Origin of the sequence: Occallatibacter gabretensis, from assembly GCF_001449115.1 — a bacterium.
Lineage (GTDB): Bacteria > Acidobacteriota > Terriglobia > Terriglobales > Acidobacteriaceae > Telmatobacter > Telmatobacter gabretensis.
In genome coordinates this window covers 542153-567728 of the sequence record NZ_LAIJ01000012.1, presented here as the reverse complement: position 1 = coordinate 567728, position 25576 = coordinate 542153, and the positions used below count along the sequence as shown (strand labels likewise).

Sequence of the window (25576 nt, the reverse complement as noted above, 5' to 3'; positions counted from 1 at the left end):
CGAATGACTTATTTCACCTTGTTTAACGTCTCGTGTCGCATCTTTTCGTGCCTTCTTTGCCAGTGCAATGCCAGCTCCGCGTCTGCCATTCTGGCGGCGGCTTTTAAGGCGACGCTCAAGTTCTCCAATCCAATAATGCTGAGTGAATCCGTGTCCACAATCAGCTCACCGCTTCGGGCATTGCTGACCCGCACACACGGCAACCCGGCCTTCATCTTGGTTTCCACTTCAAATCCGCGCACATTTTCAATCATGCTCATCCCTTTCTTTCGTCTGGCCATGTTCCGATGTCGGGTGGAACATGGGGTGTTTTGTTGCCGCACAATCCCACGCCATATTCCCCACACACTTTGTGTGGGAATAGGGTGTGTGTACTCTCTCTTTCTCTAAGGAACACGAACACGGAAACATGGCCTAATCAGAGGCGTAGGTCGCGCCCGTGCCGAGCAATTCGCCCCTAGTTCGGGTGACCCACTTTGCACCTCTGCCGTGCCCCTTAGCTTTCAAAGCATCAATGAGCTTGTGAATGCCCATCTTGGGTGAGTCGTTCAAGATTGCTGCCAACGCTTCCCGTGCAGCATCATCCTTTTTGCTCTTCAGCACGGCTTCCGGCTCCGGCTCACCTTCCATCGTGAGATAGTACGAACCCGGAGTCGGCTTGACCCTGAAAGGGTCAATCTCAAAATCTCGCTGTTTGACGTTCCGCATTTTTGACAAAGAATCGTAGGGCTTCTTTGTGTCCTCTAGCTCCGTGACCCAACAGGAATCCACAAACGCAGCTAACTCAGAGCTACCACGCAAGCCATCATCCAACGATCCTGTTGAGCCTTTCTTGCTGTGATGCAGTAGCAATACGGTTGCACCTGCATTGGCAAGCCGGAACACCTTTTGAGCAAATCGCCGCATGTCCTCCACTTTGTTCTCATCACCTTCTACAAAGCGGGTAATGGTATCGACAATGACAACGGCTTCAGGTACCTCGTTCTCCAGCTCATCTAAAGTGGTGGGCTGCTCGCTCATGGTCTGAATAAACAGCGTCTCACCAACATACTTGCCGATCCCAATCTGTTTAATGCGCTTGGCAAAGGATGCCGCACCCATCTCCGGGCACAAGTAAACGGTTCGCACCGGTTTTGCCGTGACATCGAAGTATCCAAACAACGGATCACCCGTACACAGTGCGTGTGCGATATTGAGGGCAATAATGCTTTTCCGTTGTGCCACGGGACCGGCGAGCATGGTGATGGAATTTTTGACAAGAAAATCCGCTATCAAAAATTCGGGAGGCTTGACGTTCTCAAAAGCCTCTGCCGTCATGTAACGATCATGCCAATCCGCCGGATTGAGTCGCTTTTGGGGCATAGGCAATCCAGTCCCGAGCATGACCGACGGCTCCGCGCCCGGTTCCGTCTGAAATTCTCCGTGAAGCCTCAACATCTCAGCTTTAAATGCCGCCGTATCGTGCTTGGCCGTCTTGCATGTCCCGTGGCTGCATTCAAAAGCTATCTTGCCGTCCAGGATGCCAAGCACCGTGCTGCTTTCACTGCCATCACCACTCCGGTGTTCCCACGGGCAGCGAATGCCTAGCCACCACCCATTAGGAACACGCTTGTCAAAGTCACGGACAGTCAACCCACAATGCTCTGCATACTCAAGCAGCCACGCTTTCCATTCATCTGCCACATCGTCCGGGACTGTGACTGGCTCCGCAAACGTCCGACGCTTAGGCGCAAGTGTTCGCACCCATTCCGGTAACGGTGCCACGGGCGCATCAATCAAGACCGCGTAAGCCTCACCACTTTTGGGGTGAATGCTGCTCGCGCCCATCACCAAGTCCCCGATGCTCTGTACGTCACCGCTGCCGCCATCCAGCTCAAAGTGACCGCTGCCGGGAATAGCACCTTGATAGTAGAGCTGTACGCCCCACTCAGGCTTACTCGGGTCCAGTGAGTCAAAGCGTCTACCTGTTAGGACAGTGTAGGTGCGCGGCAATTTGCCTGATGCGCTGACACGCGCCAACCACGCAACGGCGGCCTCGCGGGTGGCATGGCCGTGGTCACAATCAATGACGGTCAAGTCGCTCGGTCCGGTGCTGATGCCGATATTGGCCTCCGGTTTTATCGTCCACCAACGCCGGATAGTTTCTTCATCTGCTGATGCGCTCTTAAAACCATGCGGAGCTAAACCCGCAAGAGGCACTTTGGTCTTGGGTATGCACGGAAAGATATGCCAACCGCGCCGAACATAGTCAATCGCTGCATCCAGCAATGTCATTTAACTGCTCCCTAATAGCTTTTAATCACGCCACAAAGCCCGTGGGCGCGTTGCTATGTGTGGTAGACGGCTACCCCAGTGGCACTTTTGAAATGCCCATTCCCGGCACGCTAGCGGTTCATCCGCCGCACGGCTTGATTGAAATGGTGGGTCAGAGTTTCTTGGTGCTTATCCAAGACGGCTCCGATGCCATCCCCATCAAGCGCCTGTAAGTTGTACGTTGGCCGCACATGGATATGCGTAACGTGCTGCTGTTGGAATCCGCCATTCCGTGCCATGCTGCGTAGGCCGTCCATGACGCCTCCAGGGACCACGCCTTCACCCGGCTCTAACATGGACGGAACCACGTCACCCCGGCCAACACCGGGCACCGCATCCGTCCCGGAATTGAATGCCATAGCCCCGGCAAACACGGCAGCGCCCGCGATAGGTGCCATTGCGGGGCCAACAACGGGAATCTGAGAGACGGCGGACATAGCTTTCGCTGCCGCAGCCTTTGCCGCCGCTAACTGTTGGGACTTCTCGCCCTCCATTGTCGTCAAGACGGCCTTGAGTGTGTTTGTAATGTCTTGCTGTGCCATCTGCTCCATGACACGGCCAAGAGATTCACGGCCAAACGCCACTCTAGCGAACGTGTCAATGTACTGATTTTGCATTTGCAGAAGTGTGGCCCGCGTGTCTGCGGCCTCTTTGTCCTGAAGCTGCTTTTTCTGATCCGCGTATTCTTGGTCTGCGGTTAGCATTTGCCGATGAACGGATTGCGCCTCTTTGGTCTGCTCCAATCCAGCGGCGCTGTACGCTGCGGCTTCTTTCGCATATGCCTCTTTCTTAGCCGCGTATTCAGCATCCAGAGCCGCCCGAATCTGTGCGAGATTGGCTAACTCGGAAGGCTCCCCGCCCTTCATCTTGAGCTGACTTTGTGCTTGCTGATTTTTCAACGTTTCCTTGAGCGCGTCTTCGATGCTCTTGAAAGAATCTTCAGCGGTTTGCAAACGCTGTTTGGCGTTCTGCTCATCCAGCTCTTTTGCAAGCTGGTTTCGCTGCTCCAATAGCGAACGGTATTGCGCCGTATCATCCAGGCCCAACGATTCATCTTGCTCTATAAAGCCACGGATAACATCAAGGCGTTGTTGCGTGCCTGCGATCGTCCGTGCAATGGCGTTCTTTTGATCTTCCTCAATAGCCTTTACACGCTGTTCCGATGCTGCAATTTGTGCCTGATTCTGCTCGGAGACGGCATCAAGAGCCTTGTGCATAGCCTCTTCCTGCTTGCGTTGGGCTTCAGCGGCTTCATCTGCCATCTTCTTGCCCGTCTCAGAGTTGGCATTACCTTTGTCAATGTTCTTCAGAGCTGAAAGGCGCTGCTCTATTCCTAATTGCGTTTGTAGTGCCGTAATGAGCGTATCCTGGGCCTCAATTTCCTTTTGCGTCCCGGCAAGACCGGCAGCCTTCAGCGTGTTGCGTGCCTCTTCGTACTTCGCGTAATTGGCGTGGGAGTTGTCACCGCCCGTTGCGCTGTACTGATACGTCTTAATGCCATCAAGGGCGGCCCGGACTTTTCGCGCCTGCGCGAGTGTGCCCGTCAGAAGCCCGTGAGCTTGATCGTCTTTACCTTTTGAAAGCAAACTTTCATATTGTGTGCCGAACTGTTGCAAGGCATGACTAGCGCCATCAGAACCAATGCCGAATGTGTACCAAGCCCCGGACAAAGACTTCATTACTACATCCGCGTGCTTGGCCACGTTATCAAACTGATTGGCTAGTTCTTGTAAGCTCTGCTTGTCAATCAGCTCTAACGCGAGCTGGAGCGCCCCTAGATGATCGGTTTTCAGCTCATCCGCTTTGATTTGCGCCTGAATAAGCCGTTCATCAAGTGAGTTAAAGGCGTTTTGAGCCGCTGTGCCAAACGCCATTTGGTCATCTGTGAGTTTTTCCCCCGCCGCGTGCATCTTCGCAAGGTGCTCGATTAAGAGCGTGGCACCTACCGCGATAGCCAAGAACGGGAAGGCAGCTTCTAAGGCTCCGCCCAACGGCCCGATGCTGGCAATGAAGGATGTCAACGCCCGTGGGAGATGAACGCCGAACTCTTCACCTAAGAGCATGACGGAATGCCGGGCCTCCATCATGGAGTAATTGACGGAGCCGCCCATCTCTCCCGCGCCGGATTTGATGTCGTTAAATGATCCACGGGCGGCCTTGGCAGCATCGGCAAGGCCGGTCTGAAAAGTGGCCGTTTTGGTTTGTAAATCTACGCTAAAGTACCCAAACTGGCGCTGGCATCGTTGGTTCCCCTTCTGCACCTGAACGCCCCGAAGTGCAACGGGCTGTTGATTACTTAGCTTGTGGGAGGTTTAGGCAAGCAAACTCGCCATATAGATCAATGGCCGCACGGTCGTAAGCGCTCGCGGCCTCTTCTTCAGACCTGAACACGCCTAAGTATCGTTTTGGCTTGCTTCCTATGTACGCTTGAAACTTGCCAAGCCGAGTGAGAAAGTGAACGCCCTTGTATTTGTTTGCGCCGTTGCGGGCCTTTGCGCTGTTGGCCCGATTCTGTGAGCGGGTTGACCAGCGCAGATTTGACCGTTGGTTATTCAAGCCATTGCCGTCTTTGTGGTCAACATCTCTGCCGCCAAACTTCCGGCCCATAATGACGTGGTGCATGAGTAACTTTCTTATTCGCGGTGCTTCCCGTCCGCCGCCGTCATAGTAGCTATGCACCGCGTAGAACGTACGCGGAGCTTTGTGTGCGTGCCACGGCGCAAGGCGCATCAGCACGTCATAGTCACGGTCATCTACCAAAGCCACGTAGCCTTTAGTGAGGGAAATTTCCTTCATGGCAGCCTTTCCGAACAGAAAATGCCCCAGCCTCACGGCCCCACCGCGTAACAGGCGGACTCCTTGCTTAATTCGCTTTTGAACGGCCCATGTCCATGCTGAACGTCGCCAGATAAGCGTCAAAGCCTATCTTGAGGGCCGTCACAATCCTTTCTGGCAGCGGCTCTAGGTGTGCTTGAATGCCGTCTTCATTCCAGCCCATAACACCAACTAGATTGAGTCGTCGTGGCTCCCACTGAATGTCTAGTGCGCGAATAGTCTGCGCGGGAAGCGGGAACGGCTTTAGCGGCACGAATTGAACGTCCCGCGTGTCAGTGTTAAGCAGAATGCCTGCTGCAATATCCGAAGACGCGACCAAAGAGCTGTAGGCGTTATACGTCTGCATAACTATCTCTCCATTCGGTTTCAGGTTATGCGTTGACAAAAATCAAGACCAGTGTTATGTTCTTATGTTTTATGGCAATAAAACGTAAGAACGAAATTACACCGGATGAGCTTGCCATCGAGCGGATCGAGGAATGTATTTGTACTCTTAATGACGGACCAAAAACGCCTCAACTTGAGCGGGTGGAACGCGTCATTACTTTGCTTGGGAAGCTTACCGGAGATGCGAGTGACCGTGAGAAATTGCGAGTGTTCACGGAACTCCTCCATGTATTAGGCCAATACAAGTGGTCAAGTTATATCGCACCATATGGCGACGGCTGGACGGTAGTAAACAATATCGCGGACCACACGCATCTAACGAAAGCTGATTTATGGGAGCACGAGGCTGTCCGCGATTTGCTGGCCGCGTTTCCGCGTTTAGGGGTCGGGGAAAGGCCATTTATCCGCCGCTGTGAAAGCCCCAAATGTCAGCGGTGGTTTATTGCACCGCGCAAAGACAAGGGTGCTTGCTCAGATGCTTGCAAACAATGGCTATACGACAACCGATCACCTGAACAGAGGGCAAGCAAGGCCCTGTATATGAAAAACCTACGCAGAGGCGCGAAAGCTTTGAGAGAACGGCAGGATGAGCGGACTGGCTTTACCAAAGGAAAACGGAGAGTTGTTTCCAGGAAATACCGCTAACCACCGGAGTTTCGCAGCCTGTGAACTAGCTTCCAGGTGAAGTGCATGTAAGTCTCGTATTGGTAATAGCTTAATAATTGAGCTTCAACATATACGCCTCCAGCGCCTCCGCTGCTAGCTCTTGTTGACACTAAGCGATCCTAACCGCTCCTAACCGTTGCTAAGAGGTGCTAAGAGATTCAAAAAAAATGTTGATGCCAGTTTTGCGCTGTGCAATTATGGCCTTCAGGTCGGGGAGGACCTAAAGGGTATGACTATGCGTCAACTGCAAAATCGCCTTGTTCGTCTGATTCGGTTACAGGACGAAATATCACAGGAACTATTTGCGCGGGGGCTAGATGCCGACTGGACCATGATGGAAGAGTCCCAAGCTAAGGCCGGTATGGTCTGTCTTGCGCTGTTGGATGAGAAGACGATAAACGAAGACTTGAATGAAATCTCTGACGTAGTACGCGAGACGATAGACGGCTTTGAAGTGGACCGGGGCCGTGAGGCATATGCGAAGGCCATTGTGTCTAAGCTAAAGAAGGGCAAACGGATTGGTGGAACCGGGGCTTACTCATTGATCCAGTTGGCTCCTGACAGTGAAGTGGTGTGAGCGGGTGTATGTCAGATGTTCTAACGCCGTACACCATCCGAGAAGTGCAAGCCTTGACGGGCTTCTCTTTCCAGACTGTCACCCGGCTGTTTGAACATGAGCGGGGCGTTCTTATCATTGAGCGCCCTGAAGAAAAGCACAAACGGAGCTATCGAAGCATCCGCATTCCGCGCCACGTCTATGAGCGCGTAATAGGAAGGATGACAGTCAAATGAAGATGAATACCTTGTCACTGAACCCGGCAGAAGAGAGCCGGGCTGAAGAGAGCATTAAAACAACACCGTCTATCGGATTCTGGAAAATTGCACTGGCGGTCTTTGTGGGTAACATCATGACCGGACTCTTAGCGGCTTTCGTTTACAGCTTGCGATAAGCTCACCTTCGCTACGGTTCTGGCGAACGCTCAGCCGTTTCAAAAACTGGTCAATGATGACGCAATGGTGGATGAATAGAACTGGGGGTGCGGCAGAAGAGGGAACGTTAGTCTTAAGCTAATTCTCTGCTGCGACGTCTACGTTAGCGCCAATACTCGGTTGAAATCCGATTCGGCTCGCCTTCTTATTCGGCGTTAATTCAGCGACAAACGGTTGCGACAGGAACCCGTTTTTTACCAATGCTGCGACAGTTGTGAAGTAGGCTTCGGTCGATGCCTCATCATTCAGGTCTATGGCTTGGTATGGCTCATCTGGCCCACCCAATCTGACGAAATATGTGCTTCCGTTATCTGCAACGTGTAAGCCAAAGACTGAGTAGACATCCGAGCCAAACATTATACGAATCCCCATACGCCACTGGCCGAATTTTTCAAAGTATCGAATTGCTTGATGAAAGCCTATAATTTCATTGCCTCTTATTGTGAACACACCTCTATCCTCATCGAAGCGCATGAATCTGATTTTCGCTGGGGGTATTTCACAATAAGCGACAAACTTCTCAACGAAACGCTGAACAAACATCGGACCGGAACGGTGACGATTCTTATATACCTCTGCCGCCTCTGTCATTTCTTCATACGGTGTAGCCATCGTCTACTCCTTATCTAAGGTTGACCCCTTGGTTCCGATTATTTTCTTGTCGAATTGATTTCCAAACGAAGTGAGAGCCCGCTCACTGAATCCCAATAGCAATGGAATAGTGATTAAACCAAGAATCCTCAACGAAACGGATTGAGGAGAACCGGGAGTGCAGCCGCAAATAATATCCGAAAACTTTTGGTTGCCGATTGTGATGTTGATGATGCCCATGGATATAAATCCCGAACCGACAACGCTTGCCACTGTGCCAACCATGACTCGCGTGAGGATGCGTCTCATGTAAGAGTCCAATTGGCCTGTCAATTCCACCTCAACCATCGGCATTTTGGACAAAACACTGGTACAGGCTCCCGCTGCTCCAGCACATACGATACCCAGCAACAGCCAATTCGGATACAGGAATGAAAACACAGAACCAAGGAGAAGAACGCAAGTTATTGGAACCAGGCACAACGTAAAACGTTTCATGCTTTCTTCATAACCAGACGTGTATCTGTCCCATGAATCATGCTCAGCATAGAGAGTCCGCAATGCGCTCCGTGCTTCGTTGCTCTTGTCAGTCTTTTTCAGTTTGGGAAGGAGAGTGGTGCGATGCTTTTCCAGTACAGAAGCCGGGACGTTCCACTCGGCCATTAGATCGAGGCAATGCCTGCCCTCATCCTCGATTTCTGTTAATGGGCAAATGTAGGCGCGAAGCTGGCCTTGCGCGTCCGCATCATAGGAAAGATTCTCTAGGTCCTCTATGGATTTAGATTTTTGTGCATCCGCAGTCAGCGTATCGAATCTCGCTATGACTTCGGCCACACGTTCACTTGTGGGCTCACCGAGAAATCCAGCGCGTTGGACTATCGATTCAAAGTCTGAACGCTCATCATGAATCTCTTGCAGCGCATCGCTACGTTCGTCTTCAAGCTTCTTCTTTGTGGACATGGGATTCCGCGAAGGAGTTTAGCACACACGCGTGTCACAGAAAAATTTAACGAGATTCGCGCACTTTTCGTATTTACGAGAAATTAGTCACTTTTTGTGCAAACACCTCTAATGCGTAATTCTCAATTTCAGTGAAAGTCTCTCGACCGTACTTCTAGCGAAATATCTGCCAGCGGCATCATCTGTACCGCCTTCACATGAATCACGCCGTCCTGCTTCTGCAATGGGCCTTCAACCATTAGGAAGCGGCTGCGACTCACAACGACCCTGTTCTGCTCGAAGACATCCGGCGTCGTGTCTGTTCCGGGCTGGGTTATTGTCAAGGCGGGGAAGCGGTAAACGGCTTGAATCCTCCGTACTAAACATAACGGCCCTCATCACGATGATGAGGGCCTTATTTTAATTGTGCGGCATTCATTTCAAAACTTCCCTTGGCTCAATGCCGGGGTTTTGCTGCTTTGGCGCACTCGATATGAAATTTCAACTTCTAATTACAATCTCACTTGACAGAGGGGAATTTAATTGGCATAACTATTACGTTTCCTGATTAGCAAGTTAACACTGCGCTGTGCATGGCAGCGGCAGTGGATTCACGGCGAACCTTCTAAACCATGCGACAACGACTCCGACGTTGTCTCGAATGCAGTAGAACAGTGTGGTTGTTTCCTGGGTCATTGTTGAAAGCACTGAAATCAGTTGATCATTCGAGGCCGCCAATCATGAATCCGACCTGATAACACCTAAATCTGGCTTAGATAGTCTTATGCGTTTCTTTGAAGAAAGCGCATGGCAAAGCATTGTGTCGCTCAAAAACATACTTAGCTTCAATGGCGGTGTGTGCCCGCCATAATGTGCTGCTGTCAAGGAGAGATTTGGTTATGACGGAGACCAACTGTGGACAAAGCTTCAACGTTATGTGTTTGATTGCGGCTTCTAAAACTCTTCAGCAACGCCGTTATTCGCCGGTGAGTTTACGGTTGGTTTTGTGCACGTTCCTAACGGCCTTTATCGCTCTTTTTCTGGGGAAACCTGTACCCGCATTTGCACAATTGGTTACCGCAGAAGAGCGCGGATTGCCGCCGAACAGCGCCTTTAGCGGCAGTGATATTGATCAGGTAAATCTCCAGAACGGCAATTTGCACGTCAGCATCCCGATTCTTAAATCCAAGCAGCGCGGAGGCAATACTCTAAGTTGGAGTCTTGTCTTTGATACCCAGACATGGATTAAGCAGCCGTACCTAGGAGTCTATCCAAATTGTGGACCTCCACCAAACGGCCCCTTGGCGGTCGCTGGAGATTCGCCTGCGGGAACTGGCCCTCCTGGCGGCGGTGGTGGTAATACGTGTACTCCTCTCTACTACTATATCGGGAGTGGGGAAGCTAACGTCGCTGCCGGTTGGCGTCTTGCTTCTCCGTTCACATGGCAGGTTAAGGGAATTTTGAACACGAATTTGCAAGCGGTCACCTGCCCTACAAGCTCCCAAATCACTTATAGGCCGGTCAATAACTGGCATGTGATTGAGCCGAACGGAACCCAACACCCGTTAGCTGTCTACGAAGAGGTAGATTCCCAAGGAAGCTGCAACCAACAAACGCTGCAAGGTCCGACAACCGATGGCTCCGGAATGTACTTCAATACGCAGACTGGAATTCTGACGCTGAAGAATGGTACGCAAATTCAGTTGTCCGGCGGCGGGGCTCCCGGTTATTCATGGACGGGCGGCGAGATGACCGATACGAACGGCAATGAGGCAAGCACTACTGGTGACACAATGGACCGGCCCCTAGTCACCGCAGCTACCAGCGGCACGACCACAACGTATACGGTTAAAGATTCAAGCGGGAATCAGCGGGTTTATACCGTCAATTATGAGTCGGTATCCTATAGTCCGGATGTATGCTCACAGAATCCGGGTGGCGTGAATTCGTCCTATGGTTGCGAGCTGGGAAGTTATGGAACTCCTCCAGCAATCAGCGAAATCATTTTGCCTAATGGTGCCACATATAAATTTACCTACATAAGCAACGAAAGCGGCGAGATTCAGCAAATCACTTTGCCAACTGGGGCCACCATCAACTACACGTATATTGATGATTACCAGGCTAAAATGATGGGCCCCGCTGGTTACCCATTTGGAGCTGTAGGTGGTCGTGGCGTGGCGACACGCACTGTAACCGTAAACGGCAACGTATACGTTTGGACATATAGCCTCTTTCCAGTGGGCGGAAAGACGACGGTGACGGACCCGCTTGGAAATGTAACGGTTCACAATTTTGGATCGCTTTCTATGCAGAACGGCGAGGTGATGTCGGCAAACGTGTACGAGTATTCCACCACGTATTCCGACTCCAGTGGTCACTTGCTGCGGACCGTCACCAATACGTTCACCCCGGATTACGACCCTGTCAATATGTCCATATCGGATGGGCGTCTTACAAACCAGGTGACAACTTTGGATAACGGCCAGGAAAGCCAGAAAAGCACCACATACGACGCATTTACCTATAGCTGCAATTCCGCTCAATGCCCTGGAACATCCACACGGATGAATCCCACCGAAGTAGATGAGTACGATTACGGCGCGACTGCTCCCGGTGCTTTGTTACGCAAGACCGATACCACCTACGCGTCGTTTTCTATCGGCGGCTGGACCATCACCAAACCCCAGTTGGTGACCCTATATGACGGATCGGGAAATAAGGCTGCGCAAACTACCAACGAATATGACAATTATTCCCATGCAAATCAGTCGATGCAGGCAAGCGGCGCTATTCAGCATAGCTCAACATACGGCACCAGCTATACTAATCGCGCAAATCTGACCGCCGTTTCAAAATGGCGCAGTTCAGACGGCGCGACACTCACAACCTCCAATCAATATGACGATGCAGGAAACCTGCTTTCTGTCGTTGATCCGTTGGGATATCAGACATCATATAGCTATGCTGATAGCTGGTCGAATACTAGTTGCACTCCATCCGGCTTGGGAAAGCTTTATCGCACTTCAACCACCAATGCCAAAGGGCAAATCACAAGTTCGACCTACAATTCTTGTACGGGAACGGTGGCCTCTACAACGGACCCGAACAGCAAAACAACGAGTGTGGCCTACGATCTAATAAACCGGGTGAAGACAGTTACCTATCCTGCCGGAGATGGAACGACTACCTACTGCTACAGCGACGACCCAAGCGGCTCATGTTACTCCAATCCCACTACGAATCCGTGGTACACAACACAGACGGAAGCAATTAGCAGCTCCGTCAATGTCGTCCACGAAAATATTTACGACGGTCTGGGGCGCACGATTCACAGCGAGATAACTCCGATCCGGAAGGTGCGGTGACCACAGATACGGTTTATGACGGTCTGGGGCGTGTTTCCCAGGTGTCGAATCCGTACCGCAGCAGCGACACCAAATACTGGACCACTACAGCTTATGACGGAATTGGCCGAGTCAGCTCAGTCACAGAGCAAGACAATTCCGCAACAAGCACAACATATACGGGCAACACGACGACGATCACCGACGAAGTTGGGCATAAACGCAAGTCACAGACGGATGGATTAGGGCGTCTGGCTGGTGTATGGGAAGACCCAAGCGGCGTGAATTATGAAACGGATTATTCCTATAATGTACTAGGCGATCTGATTAAAGCCGTGCAGAAGGGCGGCAGCAGCAGCTCCTCGGCGTGGCGCACGCGAACCTTCGCCTACGATTCTCTCGGCGAGCTGCTCTGCTCGGCAAACCCCGAAATCACCTCTCCGCTTTCGAGCCCGGCGACGTGCCCGAATCCTGATAACGGGAGTTATACTTCAGGCACGGTCCGTTATGCGTATGACAAAGACGGCAACGTAACTTCGCGCATTGCTCCCAAAGAAAATCAGCAGAGCACTGCGACCGTAACAACAACCTTTATCTACGACACGCTCAATCGGTTGACCGGAAAGTCCTACAATGACGGGACGGCCTCCGTTTCTTATGCCTACGACGGAAGCGCTATATCCGGCTGTACGCTTCCCACAGTAAGTTCAGGAGCTACTAACCTGATTTCGCGAATGAGCGGCATGTGTGACAGCTCAGGTGCAACTGCCTGGAGTTATGATCCAGTGGGTAGAACGCTTGCAGAAGCTCGCCGAATCGGTACTGTAACCGATCAGGTCAGCTATGGCTATACGCTGAATGGCGTGGTCGATTCTTTGACCTATCCTGCATCCGGCAGTACAACCGCCTTTACACTGACCTATAACGTCAATGCCGCAGACCGCGTCTATTCCGTGGTCAATGGCACAACCGCCTATGCCGACGTCCAATCCACATGGGCGACCGGTGCACCAAAGGTCTATGACTACGGAAGCAACATTCAATTCTCGGACAGCTATAACGCGCGTCTCCAGCCCTTGACGCTTACGGCGCAGCAGATTAGCCCTGCCAACACGCTCTTCAACAAAACCTTCAACTTCAACGCCGGTTCTTCCAGTGTGCCGGGGCAAGACAACGGATTATTGATCGGGGTAACAGACGGTCTGGACGGGTTGGGGTTAAGCCGTCCAAACGGCAGCGTTAATTACACTTACGACACACTGAACCGAGTCATATCGGCAAAGACGCTGGGCACAGCATGTACAGCCGTCAATGGTGGCACGCTCAACTGGGGAGAATCAATCACTATCGATCCCTGGGGCAACTTGATAGCTAAATCGCCCACGCTGTGCACTGCTGAGTCGCTAAACACATCGGCTACCGCTTTGAACCAACTGGCAGCGGCCACCTACGACAGCGCAGGCAACGTTACGGCCTATAACGGAGACAGCTTTACCTACGATGCCGAAGGCCGAATTACTTCCGGAGCAGGCACCGCATATACCTATGACGGAATGGGGAACCGAGTATCCAAGCCGGGCAAGCTCTACTGGCGCGGCACAGGCTCCGATCCCTTGGCCGAGACCAGCGCGACGGATACAACTCCGACTCGTTATATTTTCTTCGGTGGAAAGCGCATCGCTCGCATCGATCCGGGCGCGACCACGCCGAAATACTACGTCTCTGACAATCTCGGCTCCACGGCCCTAGTTACGGACTATCAGGGCAACATACTGAGCGAATCGGAATATTTCCCTTATGGGAAAGAAATGCAGATTGCCACAGGGGACGCCAACGATTACAAGTTCACCGGCAAAGAACGAGACGCCGAATCAGGAAACGACTACTTCGGGGCTAGGTACTACACAAGCAGCATGGGAAGGTTCTTGTCGCCTGATGATGGCAGCGACCAGAATGCACTGAATCCTGCGAGCTGGAATCTTTACAGCTATGTTCAAAATAATCCGTTAATCGGAACGGACGCCGATGGTCGTTCGATACAGATTTGTACAACGCTGAACGGCACTCAGCACTGCACGGATGGCATTGACGACGACGCTTATAAAGCAGCCCAGCAGTCAGGTAACAGCGGTGGGCTGTCCGGACCGTCACTAGCGAGTCTTCAAAACTCTGCCTCCGGCTCAGGAAACATCACAGATTCCAGCGGAAATGTTGTCGGCACCGTCCAATGGACTCCTGACAATCCCGGTATCCAAGGGGCAGACGCGATCCAGTCTTTCGGACAAATCGGTAATGACGGCATGGGAGCGGTTAAAGCGTTTATGACCTCGCAGGCAATCCAAGTGGGTCTTGGTGTCGGGGGCGCTGCCGCTGAATATGGCTATGGGGCTTGGAAAGCTGCACGCTTGTTGAGTGCTGCGAATAAAGCAAGAGCGAGTGAGATCGCTGAGAACGTCGTTAATCATGCATACAACAAACACGTAGTAGGGAGAGGCGAGTTTGGCGACATTACTCCTAATGAGTTCAAATCTCGCGTCGAGGATACAATCCTAAATCCATCCGATTCTCGAAGCCTTTCCAATGGCAGGACGGCTTATTGGAATGACAAGGAACAGATGGTAGTGATTGAGAACTCAACTTCCCCATCACAATCGACAGCCTTCCGTCCGACAGGCGGAAAGAGCTATTTCGACAACCTGCGTTGACCGAGGAAATGTAAAGATGACCGCTAGTGTCTCAGTTGAACGAAGCACGCTATCTCTTGCGCTGAATGTCCTAAATGAAGTTCTTCATGGGTTCTCTAATGACTTTTCCGCAATCGGAACAACGCGGGATGATGTGCGAGGGCTTTTTGAAAAGCTGAAATCCTTGGACAAACCAGGAGAGGATGGCGCATGGGAACTCTCAGCCGATGAAGCAGGGGTGCTATCTCGTTGTACTGCTGTCTGCTTAAAAGAGATCGATGAGGACGAGTTTTTTACCCGCGTAGGTGTCTCCTCTGACGTTGCTCGTCAGTTCATCGAATCGCTTGGCGGGTGGCCCAGGTCTTAGGGATGCAAACTAGCCACGGTGCGAGGGTGCCGCAGGTCCCGATTTTCGGGACCTGGGATAGCACTACGATTTGCTTCGGCACTCGTATGATGACCTCTGCCGTTTGCGCAAAAGAACACGCGCAATTCCGACCTATTTCTACCGGCAAAGAACGGGATGCGGAGACCGGAAACGACGATTTTGGGGCGCGGTACTATAACAGTACCTTGGGGCGGTTCATGAGCCCGGACTGGGATGCCAAGCCCACGGCTGTTCCTTATGCCGCCTTCGGCGACCCGCAGACGCTGAATCTGTATGCGTACGTTGAAAATGCGCCGCTGAATAAGGTGGATGCCGATGGACATGCGGCAAACCCATATAGCGCGAATGTGCAATACGCAATCCCTTCAGGAGGATGTTCACCGGGAATCGCGACGTTTGGCTGTGACGAATTTGACTCGATTCAATATGTCACAGGTGATCCCACACAGATCGAACAAACCGGGGCTCAGCAGGCTCAGGACGCAAATGACGCTGCGCAACAGGCTAGCAATGGAACCACCCAGGCACAGGCCCAACAACAAGGTGGTGAAGGCTCTAGTTCCAACGTCGATAAACGCAATGCTCTAGCAGATGCAGCATACGGGGAAGCCAAAGGAAAAAGCACAGCTTGGGCACAAGGCAATGGCGCACCAAAATGCAACGTCTTTGTTTGCGCAATGCTGAATAAGGCCGGGATTGGTGGTCCTACATATCCCGGTGGAGACAATCCTCTAGTAGCCCAAGATTGGGCTAATCCAAAGTTCCATGTCGATAACTGGCGAGTTCTCGGATCGGGTGAAGCTCCCGCAGCCGGGGATGTGGCTGCCTACAAAGAAAGCTTCAGCAATGCCACCGGGCACTCAGGCATCGTGACCGGCAACGAGAACGGCACGATACGAGTGGTTGCGGCTGGCGCACACGCAATTTATCAAACTACCGCAGGGTCAGCATATTTTGGTGCCAATCTGCCCATCACATATCGCCGTTACACAGGACCGTAGAGGAGAAGAAGATGAAGTCCATTCTGATACTGATGATTTTAAGTGTCTGCTCTTTGGGAAAATCTCAGACACCAGCCGACAGCTCTTCGAGCTGCCCGTCACACATAACCGTAGAAATTTTGCAACAAAACGGCCATAGCGTCTACCAACTTCAACAGAAAACATACCCCAAATATCCGCTTGATGTTGTCGGACGATTGATGAATCGCTGCTCCAAGATCAGCAAAATAAATATCATCGTTGACTCTGATTCGCGCTTAGATGATGTCATCACAGCTATAAACGGAGCTGGTAAGGATCAAATCGATCAGATCCTTATCTTTCTGAAAGCCAAGAATGGATTATTTTACCCAGTGACCATAGGAGAACACAGTGTGCCTGTCGATCAATAAGCTCCGGGACAGATAAAGTGATGGGCGCTACACACGACAAATTTCTCGGCCACACTTACGACGTGCTGACTCGCAGTGAAGGCCCAACAAAATACGGCAAATGCAGCATCGTCTCAAGCCGGATCGATGAAGTATTCGATCAACGGTACGACGATTTCTGGCGGCGGCGTCACCTATGGCAAGGGCACCAATAAGTGCAATGAGTTTGCATGCGATGCAGTTCAATCAGGCACCGGATATCGGCCTCAGGTTCCGAAGTCTGGAATATTGGGATGGCTCGGGTTTACTCGTGATCCTACGGCGAAGGAGTGGGCGACGATAGCCATACCCGGCTACTCCGGCCCTCTTCCGCTAAGTACGGCCAGTCCGGGCGATGTGATCGCGATGGCCCATCATGACGATCCAGAAGGCCATGTTGGCATATACGTCGGCAACGGCATGACGGCATCTGCGAATGCGTATCAAGGTGGACGGATCACGGTAAACAACTGGGGCTTCCGTGGTCCCGGACAGAACGGAGAGCATGCGGGCGACGCTGGCCCAGTCGTCAGAAAGTGGGTGGGTCTGCCATGACAAATAAAGGGAGACGGTCGTTGATCCTTATCTTAGTTGCGTTGCCCTGCCTGCTGATCGCGGGATGGGCATCGCTTTACAGTGGCTACTACGATCCGAAAAACATCGCTTATGTGCTGTGGAAGCACGATCTCTGGAAGATCGATACGAGCAGGGCGCTGTCGATCATGACGCATGACCGAGACCCGGCCAGTCTAGTAGTTGGGAAGAGCAAGGATCAGATCGATAAAAAGTTCGGGCCTCTTGTTCCCTTGACCGAGGCATCAGCCTATGTGCAGACCTGTGCAGCAACCGAGTTGGCTGCTGGGAACTCCATGATGCTCGGAAAAAGCGAGTGGATGGTCACGTTCTCCGATGGCCACGCGGTGAAGCTGACCCTTGTGAAGGGCTGTTGAACGGGCATAGCTTCCAGCAAGGCCGTCTCTTCGGAGGCGGCCTTGCTGCGTGTGGCTGGCCCGCAGACGCGCTGATGAGCTGCTGAGCGTATCCAAGGGCCATCGCCATGCCAATCGCCGCGCTAAAGGCCGCTGTGATCTCCGGGGAATATCTTGCCGGTGTGGGGGCCATGCTGCGCATGGGGTGAATGTTGACACTCCACCCCTTGTAGGGAACTGTGGGGAAACCTCTGGGTGCACCTGGGTAAACGTCCTCGCATCGAAGGAGTTAGGGAAAACGAGGGGTTCCGTGGGGAAACCGCGAATCCATCTGCATCCGCGCTCTGTTGAGGAGGTTCAGCGCATGGCGATGTTGAATGAATCGAACCTGCTGGCGATGAAGGCGAAGACGGCGTTACACCGTCTCAAACCTTGACCATTACTCCATGAAAAACGAAAGAACCTTGAATGGCCCCGGCTCCGGTCGGGGCTTTTTCTTGGCGTGTGGTACTCTGCGCGGCATGGAACCTGAAACGAATATCGAAACAGAGTCGCATTACTGCGGACGCTGCGGCCATAAACACGATCTGTCTCACTATGCCGACACGTTAAGCCCGTGTTGCAGTGCGCCTAGTTATCCGCTGGAGCGTGGCCCTATTTCCGCAACTCCCCTGTTTTTCAGACAATCAACTCAATCAGGCTTCAATACTCAGGCCCGTTAACCTCTAGCTCTAACTCTGCCTGTGCTTTTGTATTGCAAGGACCGTGTAACCCCTCTCGGTTACACCGTTTGCACCAGATGACCCACAGTAAGCGTCACCGTTACAAAAACCGTTACAATTACAAAACTAAGGGCGGCCCATGAGAGCCGCCCAGTCTATTTAAGTCCTTCAGAATGTTTATGGTGCGGAAGAGGGGACTTGAACCCCTAAGCCTTTTGGGCGCCAGCTCCTAAGGCTGGTGTGTTTGCCATTTCACCACTTCCGCATGGGGTGGGCCTTTCTTTTTATTGTACCCGGAGGGTTATTCGACGTCGCCGCGCCAGCGGCCTGCGGCTACGTTTTCGATGTAGTGACGGGAGTTGAATTTTTTGCCGGTGGATGCTCCTGACATGTAGCGGATGGTGCCGAAGATAGGGCGATCGAACCAGGGGCGGTCATGGACGCCGGCGATGGACCATGCGATTCCGCTGTAGCCGTTGGGATCGCGGCCATCGAGCTCGTAGCGGTCATTCAAGAGGACGGCGTGCTGATAAGCGAGATGGGGTGATGGGGACCACTCGAGGATTTTCTTGGCCCAGTACATGCGCATGCGGTTGTGCATCCAGCCGTAGTGGACCATCTGGAGCTGCGCGGCATTCCAGAGATCGTCGTGGGTGCGGCCTTCTTCCATTTCTTTGAGAGTGTAGAGAGTTGGGCGGGCATCTCTGGCGTGCTCGCGGAGGGTTTTGGCGGCCCAGTCGGGGGCGCAGTCAAGGGAATCATAATCGGGAACGAATTTGACGAAGTTGACTGAGAGTTCGCGCCAGCCAATGAGTTCGCCGAGGAAGATGTCGCAGGCTGCGGCGCTGGCTTTGCCCTGCTTGACGGCGTCCTGCGCGGCTAGCGCGATGGTGATGGGGCTGATGTTGCCGAAATGCAAGTAAGGCGAGAGGCAACTGGTGCCGTCATGCTCGGGGTGATTGCGATTTTCCGGGTAGGCGTGAAGAAGGCGGGAGACAAAGTGTTTGAGGCGGCTTAGAGCGGCGTGCGTTCCGCCGGTGAAGGTATCGACGGGCTGGATGGAGCGGTCGAAGTTGGTCCAGCCTTCGGTAATGTCGCCTTGGAGATCATAGCGGAGGAAGTTTTTTGGAGTGCGCCAGGAGTGAGTGGCTTTGAGGTTGGGCTGCTTGACCAGATACGTGGGCACATGCGCGAAGAGGCGCGGCTTGAAGATGTGGAGCGCGTAGAAATGCTTGTGGAAGAGGCTTGAGGGAACGACTACGTCGGCATCGACGGTGAGGAAGGGAAGTTTGAGACGGCGGGCTAGGACTTTGCGCCAGCGCTCCGGCTCGCGGCAGTGGTTTTCATCGCCGATGAGAAGTGCGGCATCCACTTCCTGGAGAAATTTTTCGAGCTGGTTATCTGGCGGCCGACGAACGATGAAGGTGACGTTGCGCTCGGCGAGGTCGGACTCAATGTCAGCGAGGCCCTGGCTGAGGAATGCGTAGTGGCGCAGGTTGGCGTTTGGATAGTTGGCGATGATGGAGAGAACGACGATGACGGGAAGGTTGAGTTCATTGCCAAGCGCGATAGTGAGATCGAGGGCTGGATTATCGAGAGAGCGCTGGGCGCGCTGCATCCAATAGACAATGCACTTGCCGCCTTTGAGCGGAGAGCCTGCACGACGCACTGTCACACGCGGATTTTGTGTGTGGGAGAGCAGGGGTTCCGGCAGCGGGCTGGGGTTGGGCATACGAAGAGTGCAACAAGGAAAATTCGACTGACGACTATTGAAGTGGTTTCAAATCTTGTGCCGTTGTTGGAATGAGTTCGGCGACGGTGGGGTGTATATGCACTGAGCGCTGCAGGAGCGAGACAGGTTTGCGGGCATACATAGCTGTGAGAATGCAGTGGATTGCTTCATCGGCTTCCGTACCGAGGATGGATGCGCCGAGGATTAGCTGAGACTCTTTGTCGACGAGGATTTTGATAAAGCCCTGCGTCTCGCCTCTTTCCGTGGCGCGAGCAACGCGGGTCATGGCGCGAGTGCCGATGAGCGCGGGCTTTCCGGTTTCTCGCACCTGCTCTTCCGTCATGCCGATCTGTGCCAGTGGTGGGTCGATGTAAAGAGCGTGGGCGGGGATGCGGTCGCTGAGTCTGCGGGAATCACCATCGAGTAAATTTGCTGCGACGATTTCGTAATCGTTATAGGAGGTGTGCGTGAATGCGCCATGTCCATTGCAGTCTCCGAGAGCCCAGATGCCTGAGACATTCGTGCGAAGCTGATCGTCCACCTGAATATAGCCGTGGGCGTCGAGCTGGATTCCTGCCTTGTCAAGTGCGAGCAGGTCGTTGTTTGGCGTGCGGCCCACTGCTAGAAGCACGTGCGAGGCTTCGACGAATGGAGGGTCAGTCTTGCAGGAGACATGGACCAGGATTTTTCCATCCGCCTGGCCCGGATTGGCCCGGTCCAGACGGATACATTCCGCATCGAGACGCGGGTCGATTCCTTCACTGGCAATCACTTTGGCGACAGCATCACTTACGTCGGGATCTTCATGCGAGACGAGCCTTGAGCCGCGCTCGACGACCGTTACCTTTGCTCCGAGACGCCGGAAGATTTGCGCGAACTCCAGGCCTACGTAGCTTCCTCCGACGACTGCGAGATGTTCAGGGACTATATCGAGGTCGAGAATGGTTGTGCTGGTGAGATATGGAACGGAATCGACCCCAATCAGGTTTGGAATGGTGGGACGTGCGCCGACGTTTAGAAAGATTTTGTCCGCTTCGTATGTCTCGCCATTTACCTGGAGCGTGTGGCTTGAGACGAATGAGGCAGTACCTTTGAGCAGCGTCAGATGCTCCATCTCTCCGAGCCACTTTTCGAGTCCGCTTCTTGATTTCAGAACGATTTCCTGAGTGCGCGCCTTGATGCGGGTCATGTTGATGGCCACGTCTCCGGAAATGCTGAATCCCATTTCTTCGCCGCGGCGCGTCTGTTGAATGGCTCTCGCGTTGGCGACGAGTGCTTTGGTCGGCGTGCATCCGACGTTGACACAGGTGCCGCCAAGCCAGCCCTTTTCAATGAGTGCGACCTTTTCGCCTGCTGATACAAGACGTGAGGAAAGAGTTGGACCGGCCTGGCCAGCGCCAATCACAATTGAGTCAAAGCGTGAAGTCATTGAATTCTCACCTGAGATTTTCGAGAGACGTTATTTAAGGTCGAACACCTCTGCTTCAATCAACCGAAAGGTTGCAGGAGCAGGTGGCCCGTCCACTATAACGCGAATCGCCTGCGTCTGGACTGCAGAGAATGTAATGCGATTGCGACCATTGGAGATCGGATGCTTGCCGAGTTCATGCAGTTGCCCTGGTATGGGCCGCCATTCCTGGCCGACTTGATATTCGAGAGCTGCGCCTGCGGGCGCCTGATAATCCGGAGCGTCTCCGAGGAAATAGAGGTCCACAGTATTCACTTCGTGCACGTGGCCAAAGTCGATGGAAAGCCAGCTCTGCTTGCCGGCTGTATCGGATGCGGGCGACCAGCCCTTCGCGATTTCTGGAAAGAACCAGAGGCGGCCATCAATAGCCTGAGAAGGAGAGCCGGTCGTGCCGCTTGACGATGCAGTTGCTGACGGAGGTTCCGAAATTCCGGGATTCACTGCGAGGTCGATTGGATTGCGAGGCTGATGGGAGATGACGTTGCGCGGGCTGGATAGAAGAACCTGGATTCGCTTGAGAGATGAAGAGCGAGCGGCGAGTTTTCCATCCACAATCACGGATAGCCCGCGAGTCGCGTGATAGTGAGCGCCGGTCTGATCGTAGATGATCGTGACTGCGTGTCCGTGATATATGAGGTTGTCCAAGAGAAAGTATCGAATCGGACGGCCCGCTGAATCTTCATCGGAAGGAATGAGAGGATTCAGCTCCAGAACGTTGTCCACACGCGGGCGAATTCCTACGAGGCCGCTCAAGATCAGATCGATATACGTCGAATGATTGTAGTGGTGCGAGCGAGGCAAGCCGACGATGGGACGTCCTGTGTCGGGGTTGTAGTCCTCCTGAAGATCCGGATGATCCGGTGAAAGAAAATGCTGATGCGTATATTGCCTGAGCAGCCGGAGATAGTCTCCGCTGGTGATGATGTTCTGGTGGTAGTCATTGAGCAGATTTGCGAGACCGCCAAGCGCCTGCGAGGTTTGAAATGGCCAGGACGGGCCATTCCACTGGCATTCCGGATTGCCGGTTGGTCTGTCATAGCGATACTGGACCATGTATTTCGCATAACTTGGTTCGGCGGTGCGAAGCCCGTAGGGGCCGGCGAGTTCCGAAGGTGAAAGTATGTGGCGCCAAGCCTTTGCAGTTTCGGTTGCGGAGGCGTCTTTCAGAGGAAGCTCATAGAGCCAGGGGACGTAGCCGACGAGTTCTCTGCCGCGGATGAATTCGCCGGCTTTCACAGATGATGTGGATCGTTGATAGCGATCTGTGAAGTGTTCGAGGTCTGGATTCCAGAGCTGCGATAACATGGCGGAGCGAATTTTCTCGGCGCGCTGCTGATATTCATCTGCAATGTCATGCCGGCCGGCTGCTGAGGCAATCTCTGCGATGGCATTGGCATTTGCGAACTGATAGCTGTTGATGGATGGACGGAAAGCAGAGCCAAATAAAAAACCATTCTGCCGCTCGTCGGTGCTGGGATGATCGGTGAATCCCGCGCCTGAGGCATCGATGGATGCGATGGAGTACTCTGTGGCGTCACTGATGGGATCAATCCAGTAGAGGGAGCGTGTGCTGTCCAGATGGTCGTCCCACTCGTTGAAGATGTATTGCATCGTGTCGAGGTGACGAATGGCCGGTTGGGGATCGCCTGTGACCAGGGTTGTGCTCCATGTGGCGGCGGCTATGGATTCAGAGAAATGGCGGTCGTTTCCTCCGCCGGAATATAGGTGATCGATCAATGAATTGATGACTGCGGGATTGCGCATCCAGCGGCCTTCCAGCAAATGGAAGGACGAAGAGTCATTCAGATCTGTATAGGGTTGGCGTCCCCATGGAACGTTGTCGAGGAATTCGGTAACCATGGCCCCTTGCGGTCCGATTTCGCGAATGTGGGAGCGGTATAACTTCCACCGATAGTAGTAAATCTGCTGGATTTCCGGGTCGTCGATCTCAAGAAAAGGAATGTTGTCGAGAAACCATGGAGCGTCTGCTCCGAAGTATTTGGCGGCTAGTTGCTGCTTTGGTAGAGAGTAATTGGCGGATTTGGGCTGTGCCTGAGTGTGAAGCAAGGGTATGCAGGCAAGCAGGCAGAAGAGCAGAATGTGCTGAGGCATGGAATGGAAGAGGGCCTTGCGGATGGATGCGGTAGAAATCATGTGTAGCCGAATTTCGATGCCCATACGATTCCTTAGAGACAACAACAGCGGTGCACTATGAAAGCGCGCACCGCTGTTACCTATGCAAACTACTCTACATAAGGCCAGCCATCTGAGGTGAAGCCGAGCCGATTGATGCCCAGGGTCGGCGCTCCGTTGGCGTTGCCGTTGTAGTAATGGTAGACAAGAGTTGGAGTCAGAGTGCCGTTGACTGTGTCCGTAAAGACGCTCTCTCCGCCTGGGCCGACGATGTTTGTGTGCGTGCTCAGCAGAATCGTTCCGCCGGCGGCACTGGACAGATCGAGCCCGCCGTGATCGACGAATGGTCCTGTCGGGCTGGTAGATCTTCCCACGATGATGCGGTATGCGCTGGTGGCGCTGCAGCAGACGTTAGCTGACGCGAAGTAATAGTAATACTGCGTGCCGTTAACTACCCAGGGATAGATGAATGGGCCTTCCTCACCTCCGTAGCGGAAGGCAATGGGAGCACTAATGGTTGCTCCCGATTTCACCTGGCCGGTGGCGGGATCCAGTTGAACCAGGTGAGTACCGTCATAAAATGAGCCGAAGACCAGCCACCAGTTTCCATCGGCATCGATAAAGGGAGACGGATCAATTGCGTTGTATGTGGTTCCGGATACGAAGTTCCATCCATAGTTGCCGGTAAGGGGAGTGTTTGTGGTGTTGCTCCACGAAGAGATGATGAATCCGGCATCTTTCCATGGCCCGGAGGGAGTTGTGCTGATGGCAAGTCCGATGATTGCCTCACCGCCTACGGTGTCAGGCTCGACAGGAATTGCATAGTATTGGTAGTACATACTGTTCGCGTACATTACGTCGGGCGCCCAAATATCCGTATTTGAACCATTGTTATCGGAGGCTGGAGTCTGCAGTCCTGTCCACGACGCGAAGTCCGGTCCAATAATGGGGCAATGACCGTCCTGCACAAGCCATTGTCCGCCTTGCGTTGTGGTGCAGGCACCGAGCGGGGAAGTTGCAGTTGTGTATGTGAAGGTGGTCATATCGGTTGAGTAAGCAATGGTCTGGTGCGTGCCGTAAAGCCAATAGGTTCCACTGGAATCCTTCAGCATATTGGGATCATGCACGGAGGCGCCGTTGCCGCTGACCGTGAGCGGCATGGAATAGGCAGCGTTGCTTGTTTGCGTCAGTGCCCACTCCTGGCAGGTGCAGTTGCTGCGCGTGTTCTGGTCGACTGCGGCGGAAGGGGTTGTGCCCGAGTTAGTGTCTTCCAGGTACAGGCCACTGTTCACATTTTTGATGAGGTAGTTGCCATCCTGGAGGAGATAGAACTGCCAGAGGTGGTCCTTGGTGCCATTGTCTGCCCATTGCAGCGCTGCTGCTCCGGCGGCCGTGGACGCGCCGGATATGCCGAGGACCTGATGGGTGAGCATGTTTTCGAGGCTGCCATTTTGCTGGCCCGATGTGTAGTCGAATGGCATGTAGTGCCACATCGAATCGGTGGAGTTTGTATTGGTTTCCTGAATCGCGCTGGTTCCCGCAACCTGGCTTTGGCCGTTGATGCCGAGCACCATGCCGCTGAAAGCGTTCGTGATCTGGTACTGATATGTGGCGCCGGGCACGGTGAGCGTGCCGAGATCATTCGTTGCGCTGTTGATGGTGAATGTAGCCAAGGCTACTGGACTGTTGTTGTAACCGCTGGCCAAGGCCATGGCGGTAATGGTTTTCGAAGTAGAAACGGAGATGGCCGCGCCGTATTTGGTAGATGATGCGCTGGGCGTGGTGCCATCAATGGTGTAATAAATGGTCGCGTCCGGTGTAGAGTCCGTTATGGTGATGGTCTGCGCAGAGGAGTAGATGCCGCCAGGGGGGAGATGACGGGAGTGGCCGTGGTCTGGGTGGGTCCGGAGGAGCTGGTGGAAGAGTTGCCGCCACAGCCGTTGAGAAGGACGGCGCTGAACAGCACCATCCCGAAGAGGATTCCGCATTGGCTGAGAGCCATCTGCGATATGCGACTCATCTGCGTCTCTCCACTTAAGTA

General features: G+C 53.3%; 23 protein-coding genes and 1 tRNA gene. 11 read left to right on the top strand and 13 right to left on the bottom strand.

Annotation, left to right across the window (positions count from 1 at the left end; translation table 11 throughout):
• Positions 1-8 precede the first annotated feature (8 nt).
• The 5 genes from VO84_RS21605 to VO84_RS21585 all read right to left on the bottom strand — a co-directional run bounded on the left by VO84_RS21605 (position 9) and on the right by VO84_RS21585 (position 5494).
• Positions 9-260, bottom strand: a complete 252-nt coding sequence (locus VO84_RS21605) for a hypothetical protein (protein ID WP_058189839.1) — start codon at positions 258-260, stop codon at positions 9-11.
• A 154-nt stretch (positions 261-414) separates the two neighbouring features.
• Positions 415-2274: a bifunctional DNA primase/polymerase gene (locus VO84_RS21600; RefSeq protein ID WP_058189838.1), complete on the bottom strand. Its 1860-nt coding sequence runs from the start codon at positions 2272-2274 to the stop codon at positions 415-417.
• Positions 2275-2384: 110 nt separating this feature from the next.
• Entirely contained in the window at positions 2385-4574 is a 2190-nt protein-coding gene (locus tag VO84_RS21595; RefSeq protein ID WP_058189837.1) for a coiled-coil domain-containing protein, read from the bottom strand.
• Between the two features lie 31 nt (positions 4575-4605).
• Entirely contained in the window at positions 4606-5109 is a 504-nt protein-coding gene (locus VO84_RS21590; protein ID WP_058189836.1) for an HNH endonuclease, read from the bottom strand.
• 67 nt (positions 5110-5176) lie between these two features.
• Positions 5177-5494: a hypothetical protein gene (locus VO84_RS21585; protein ID WP_058189835.1), complete on the bottom strand. Its 318-nt coding sequence runs from the start codon at positions 5492-5494 to the stop codon at positions 5177-5179.
• A 71-nt stretch (positions 5495-5565) separates the two neighbouring features.
• Here VO84_RS21585 and VO84_RS21580 point away from each other — a divergent pair, with 71 nt between their 5' ends.
• The 3 genes from VO84_RS21580 to VO84_RS22685 all read left to right on the top strand — a co-directional run bounded on the left by VO84_RS21580 (position 5566) and on the right by VO84_RS22685 (position 7151).
• Positions 5566-6180 carry a hypothetical protein gene (locus VO84_RS21580; RefSeq protein ID WP_197414155.1) on the top strand — a complete coding sequence of 205 codons (615 nt, stop codon included), beginning with the start codon at positions 5566-5568 and terminating at the stop codon, positions 6178-6180.
• Positions 6181-6430: 250 nt separating this feature from the next.
• A complete protein-coding gene (locus VO84_RS21575; protein WP_058189833.1) occupies positions 6431-6778 on the top strand; it encodes a hypothetical protein in 348 nt (115 codons plus the stop codon).
• A 211-nt stretch (positions 6779-6989) separates the two neighbouring features.
• On the top strand, positions 6990-7151 hold the full coding sequence (locus tag VO84_RS22685) for a hypothetical protein (protein ID WP_157440046.1): 162 nt from the start codon (positions 6990-6992) through the stop codon (positions 7149-7151).
• Between the two features lie 118 nt (positions 7152-7269).
• Here VO84_RS22685 and VO84_RS21565 read toward each other — a convergent pair whose 3' ends face one another.
• The 3 genes from VO84_RS21565 to VO84_RS22955 form a co-directional block, all read right to left on the bottom strand.
• Positions 7270-7803 carry a hypothetical protein gene (locus VO84_RS21565; RefSeq protein ID WP_058189831.1) on the bottom strand — a complete coding sequence of 178 codons (534 nt, stop codon included), beginning with the start codon at positions 7801-7803 and terminating at the stop codon, positions 7270-7272.
• Positions 7804-7806: 3 nt separating this feature from the next.
• Complete coding sequence (locus VO84_RS21560) at positions 7807-8742, bottom strand: hypothetical protein (RefSeq protein WP_058189830.1); 936 nt, start codon at positions 8740-8742, stop codon at positions 7807-7809.
• A 128-nt stretch (positions 8743-8870) separates the two neighbouring features.
• Positions 8871-9065: a hypothetical protein gene (locus VO84_RS22955; protein WP_058189829.1), complete on the bottom strand. Its 195-nt coding sequence runs from the start codon at positions 9063-9065 to the stop codon at positions 8871-8873.
• A 555-nt stretch (positions 9066-9620) separates the two neighbouring features.
• On the opposite strand from VO84_RS22955, the gene VO84_RS21550 reads away from it, so the two are divergent.
• The 8 genes from VO84_RS21550 (at position 9621) to VO84_RS23210 (ending at position 17916) form a co-directional block, all read left to right on the top strand.
• Positions 9621-12089, top strand: a complete 2469-nt coding sequence (locus tag VO84_RS21550; protein WP_197414154.1) for an RHS repeat protein — start codon at positions 9621-9623, stop codon at positions 12087-12089.
• Entirely contained in the window at positions 12086-14773 is a 2688-nt protein-coding gene (locus VO84_RS21545; RefSeq protein WP_058189827.1) for an RHS repeat-associated core domain-containing protein, read from the top strand. Before VO84_RS21550 ends, VO84_RS21545 begins: the two co-directional genes overlap by 4 nt.
• A 16-nt stretch (positions 14774-14789) precedes the next feature.
• On the top strand, positions 14790-15119 hold the full coding sequence (locus VO84_RS21540; protein WP_058189826.1) for a hypothetical protein: 330 nt from the start codon (positions 14790-14792) through the stop codon (positions 15117-15119).
• Positions 15120-15121: 2 nt separating this feature from the next.
• Complete coding sequence (locus VO84_RS21535) at positions 15122-16141, top strand: RHS repeat-associated core domain-containing protein (RefSeq protein WP_082662261.1); 1020 nt, start codon at positions 15122-15124, stop codon at positions 16139-16141.
• 11 nt (positions 16142-16152) lie between these two features.
• Positions 16153-16533 (top strand): hypothetical protein, encoded by a 381-nt coding sequence (locus VO84_RS21530; protein ID WP_058189824.1) that lies wholly within the window; start codon positions 16153-16155, stop codon positions 16531-16533.
• A 126-nt stretch (positions 16534-16659) separates the two neighbouring features.
• On the top strand, positions 16660-17106 hold the full coding sequence (locus tag VO84_RS21525) for an NlpC/P60 family protein (RefSeq protein ID WP_058189823.1): 447 nt from the start codon (positions 16660-16662) through the stop codon (positions 17104-17106).
• A gap of 20 nt (positions 17107-17126) precedes the next feature.
• Positions 17127-17501, top strand: coding sequence for a hypothetical protein (locus tag VO84_RS21520; RefSeq protein WP_058189822.1), 375 nt, complete (start codon positions 17127-17129; stop codon positions 17499-17501).
• 289 nt (positions 17502-17790) lie between these two features.
• Complete coding sequence (locus VO84_RS23210; RefSeq protein ID WP_269431434.1) at positions 17791-17916, top strand: hypothetical protein; 126 nt, start codon at positions 17791-17793, stop codon at positions 17914-17916.
• A 466-nt stretch (positions 17917-18382) separates the two neighbouring features.
• Here the strand turns inward: VO84_RS23210 and VO84_RS21515 are convergent.
• From VO84_RS21515 to VO84_RS21495, 5 genes are all read right to left on the bottom strand, one after another.
• Positions 18383-18467, bottom strand: a tRNA-Leu gene (locus tag VO84_RS21515).
• A gap of 36 nt (positions 18468-18503) precedes the next feature.
• The gene (locus VO84_RS21510; RefSeq protein WP_058189821.1) at positions 18504-19934 is read right to left on the bottom strand and encodes a deoxyribodipyrimidine photo-lyase; all 1431 of its coding nucleotides are present in this window, start codon (positions 19932-19934) and stop codon (positions 18504-18506) included.
• A 34-nt stretch (positions 19935-19968) separates the two neighbouring features.
• On the bottom strand, positions 19969-21363 hold the full coding sequence (locus tag VO84_RS21505) for an FAD-containing oxidoreductase (protein ID WP_058189820.1): 1395 nt from the start codon (positions 21361-21363) through the stop codon (positions 19969-19971).
• Positions 21364-21393: 30 nt separating this feature from the next.
• Entirely contained in the window at positions 21394-23556 is a 2163-nt protein-coding gene (locus tag VO84_RS21500; protein ID WP_197414153.1) for an MGH1-like glycoside hydrolase domain-containing protein, read from the bottom strand.
• An 89-nt stretch (positions 23557-23645) separates the two neighbouring features.
• Complete coding sequence (locus VO84_RS21495) at positions 23646-25523, bottom strand: family 43 glycosylhydrolase (RefSeq protein WP_058189818.1); 1878 nt, start codon at positions 25521-25523, stop codon at positions 23646-23648.
• Positions 25524-25576 lie beyond the last annotated feature (53 nt).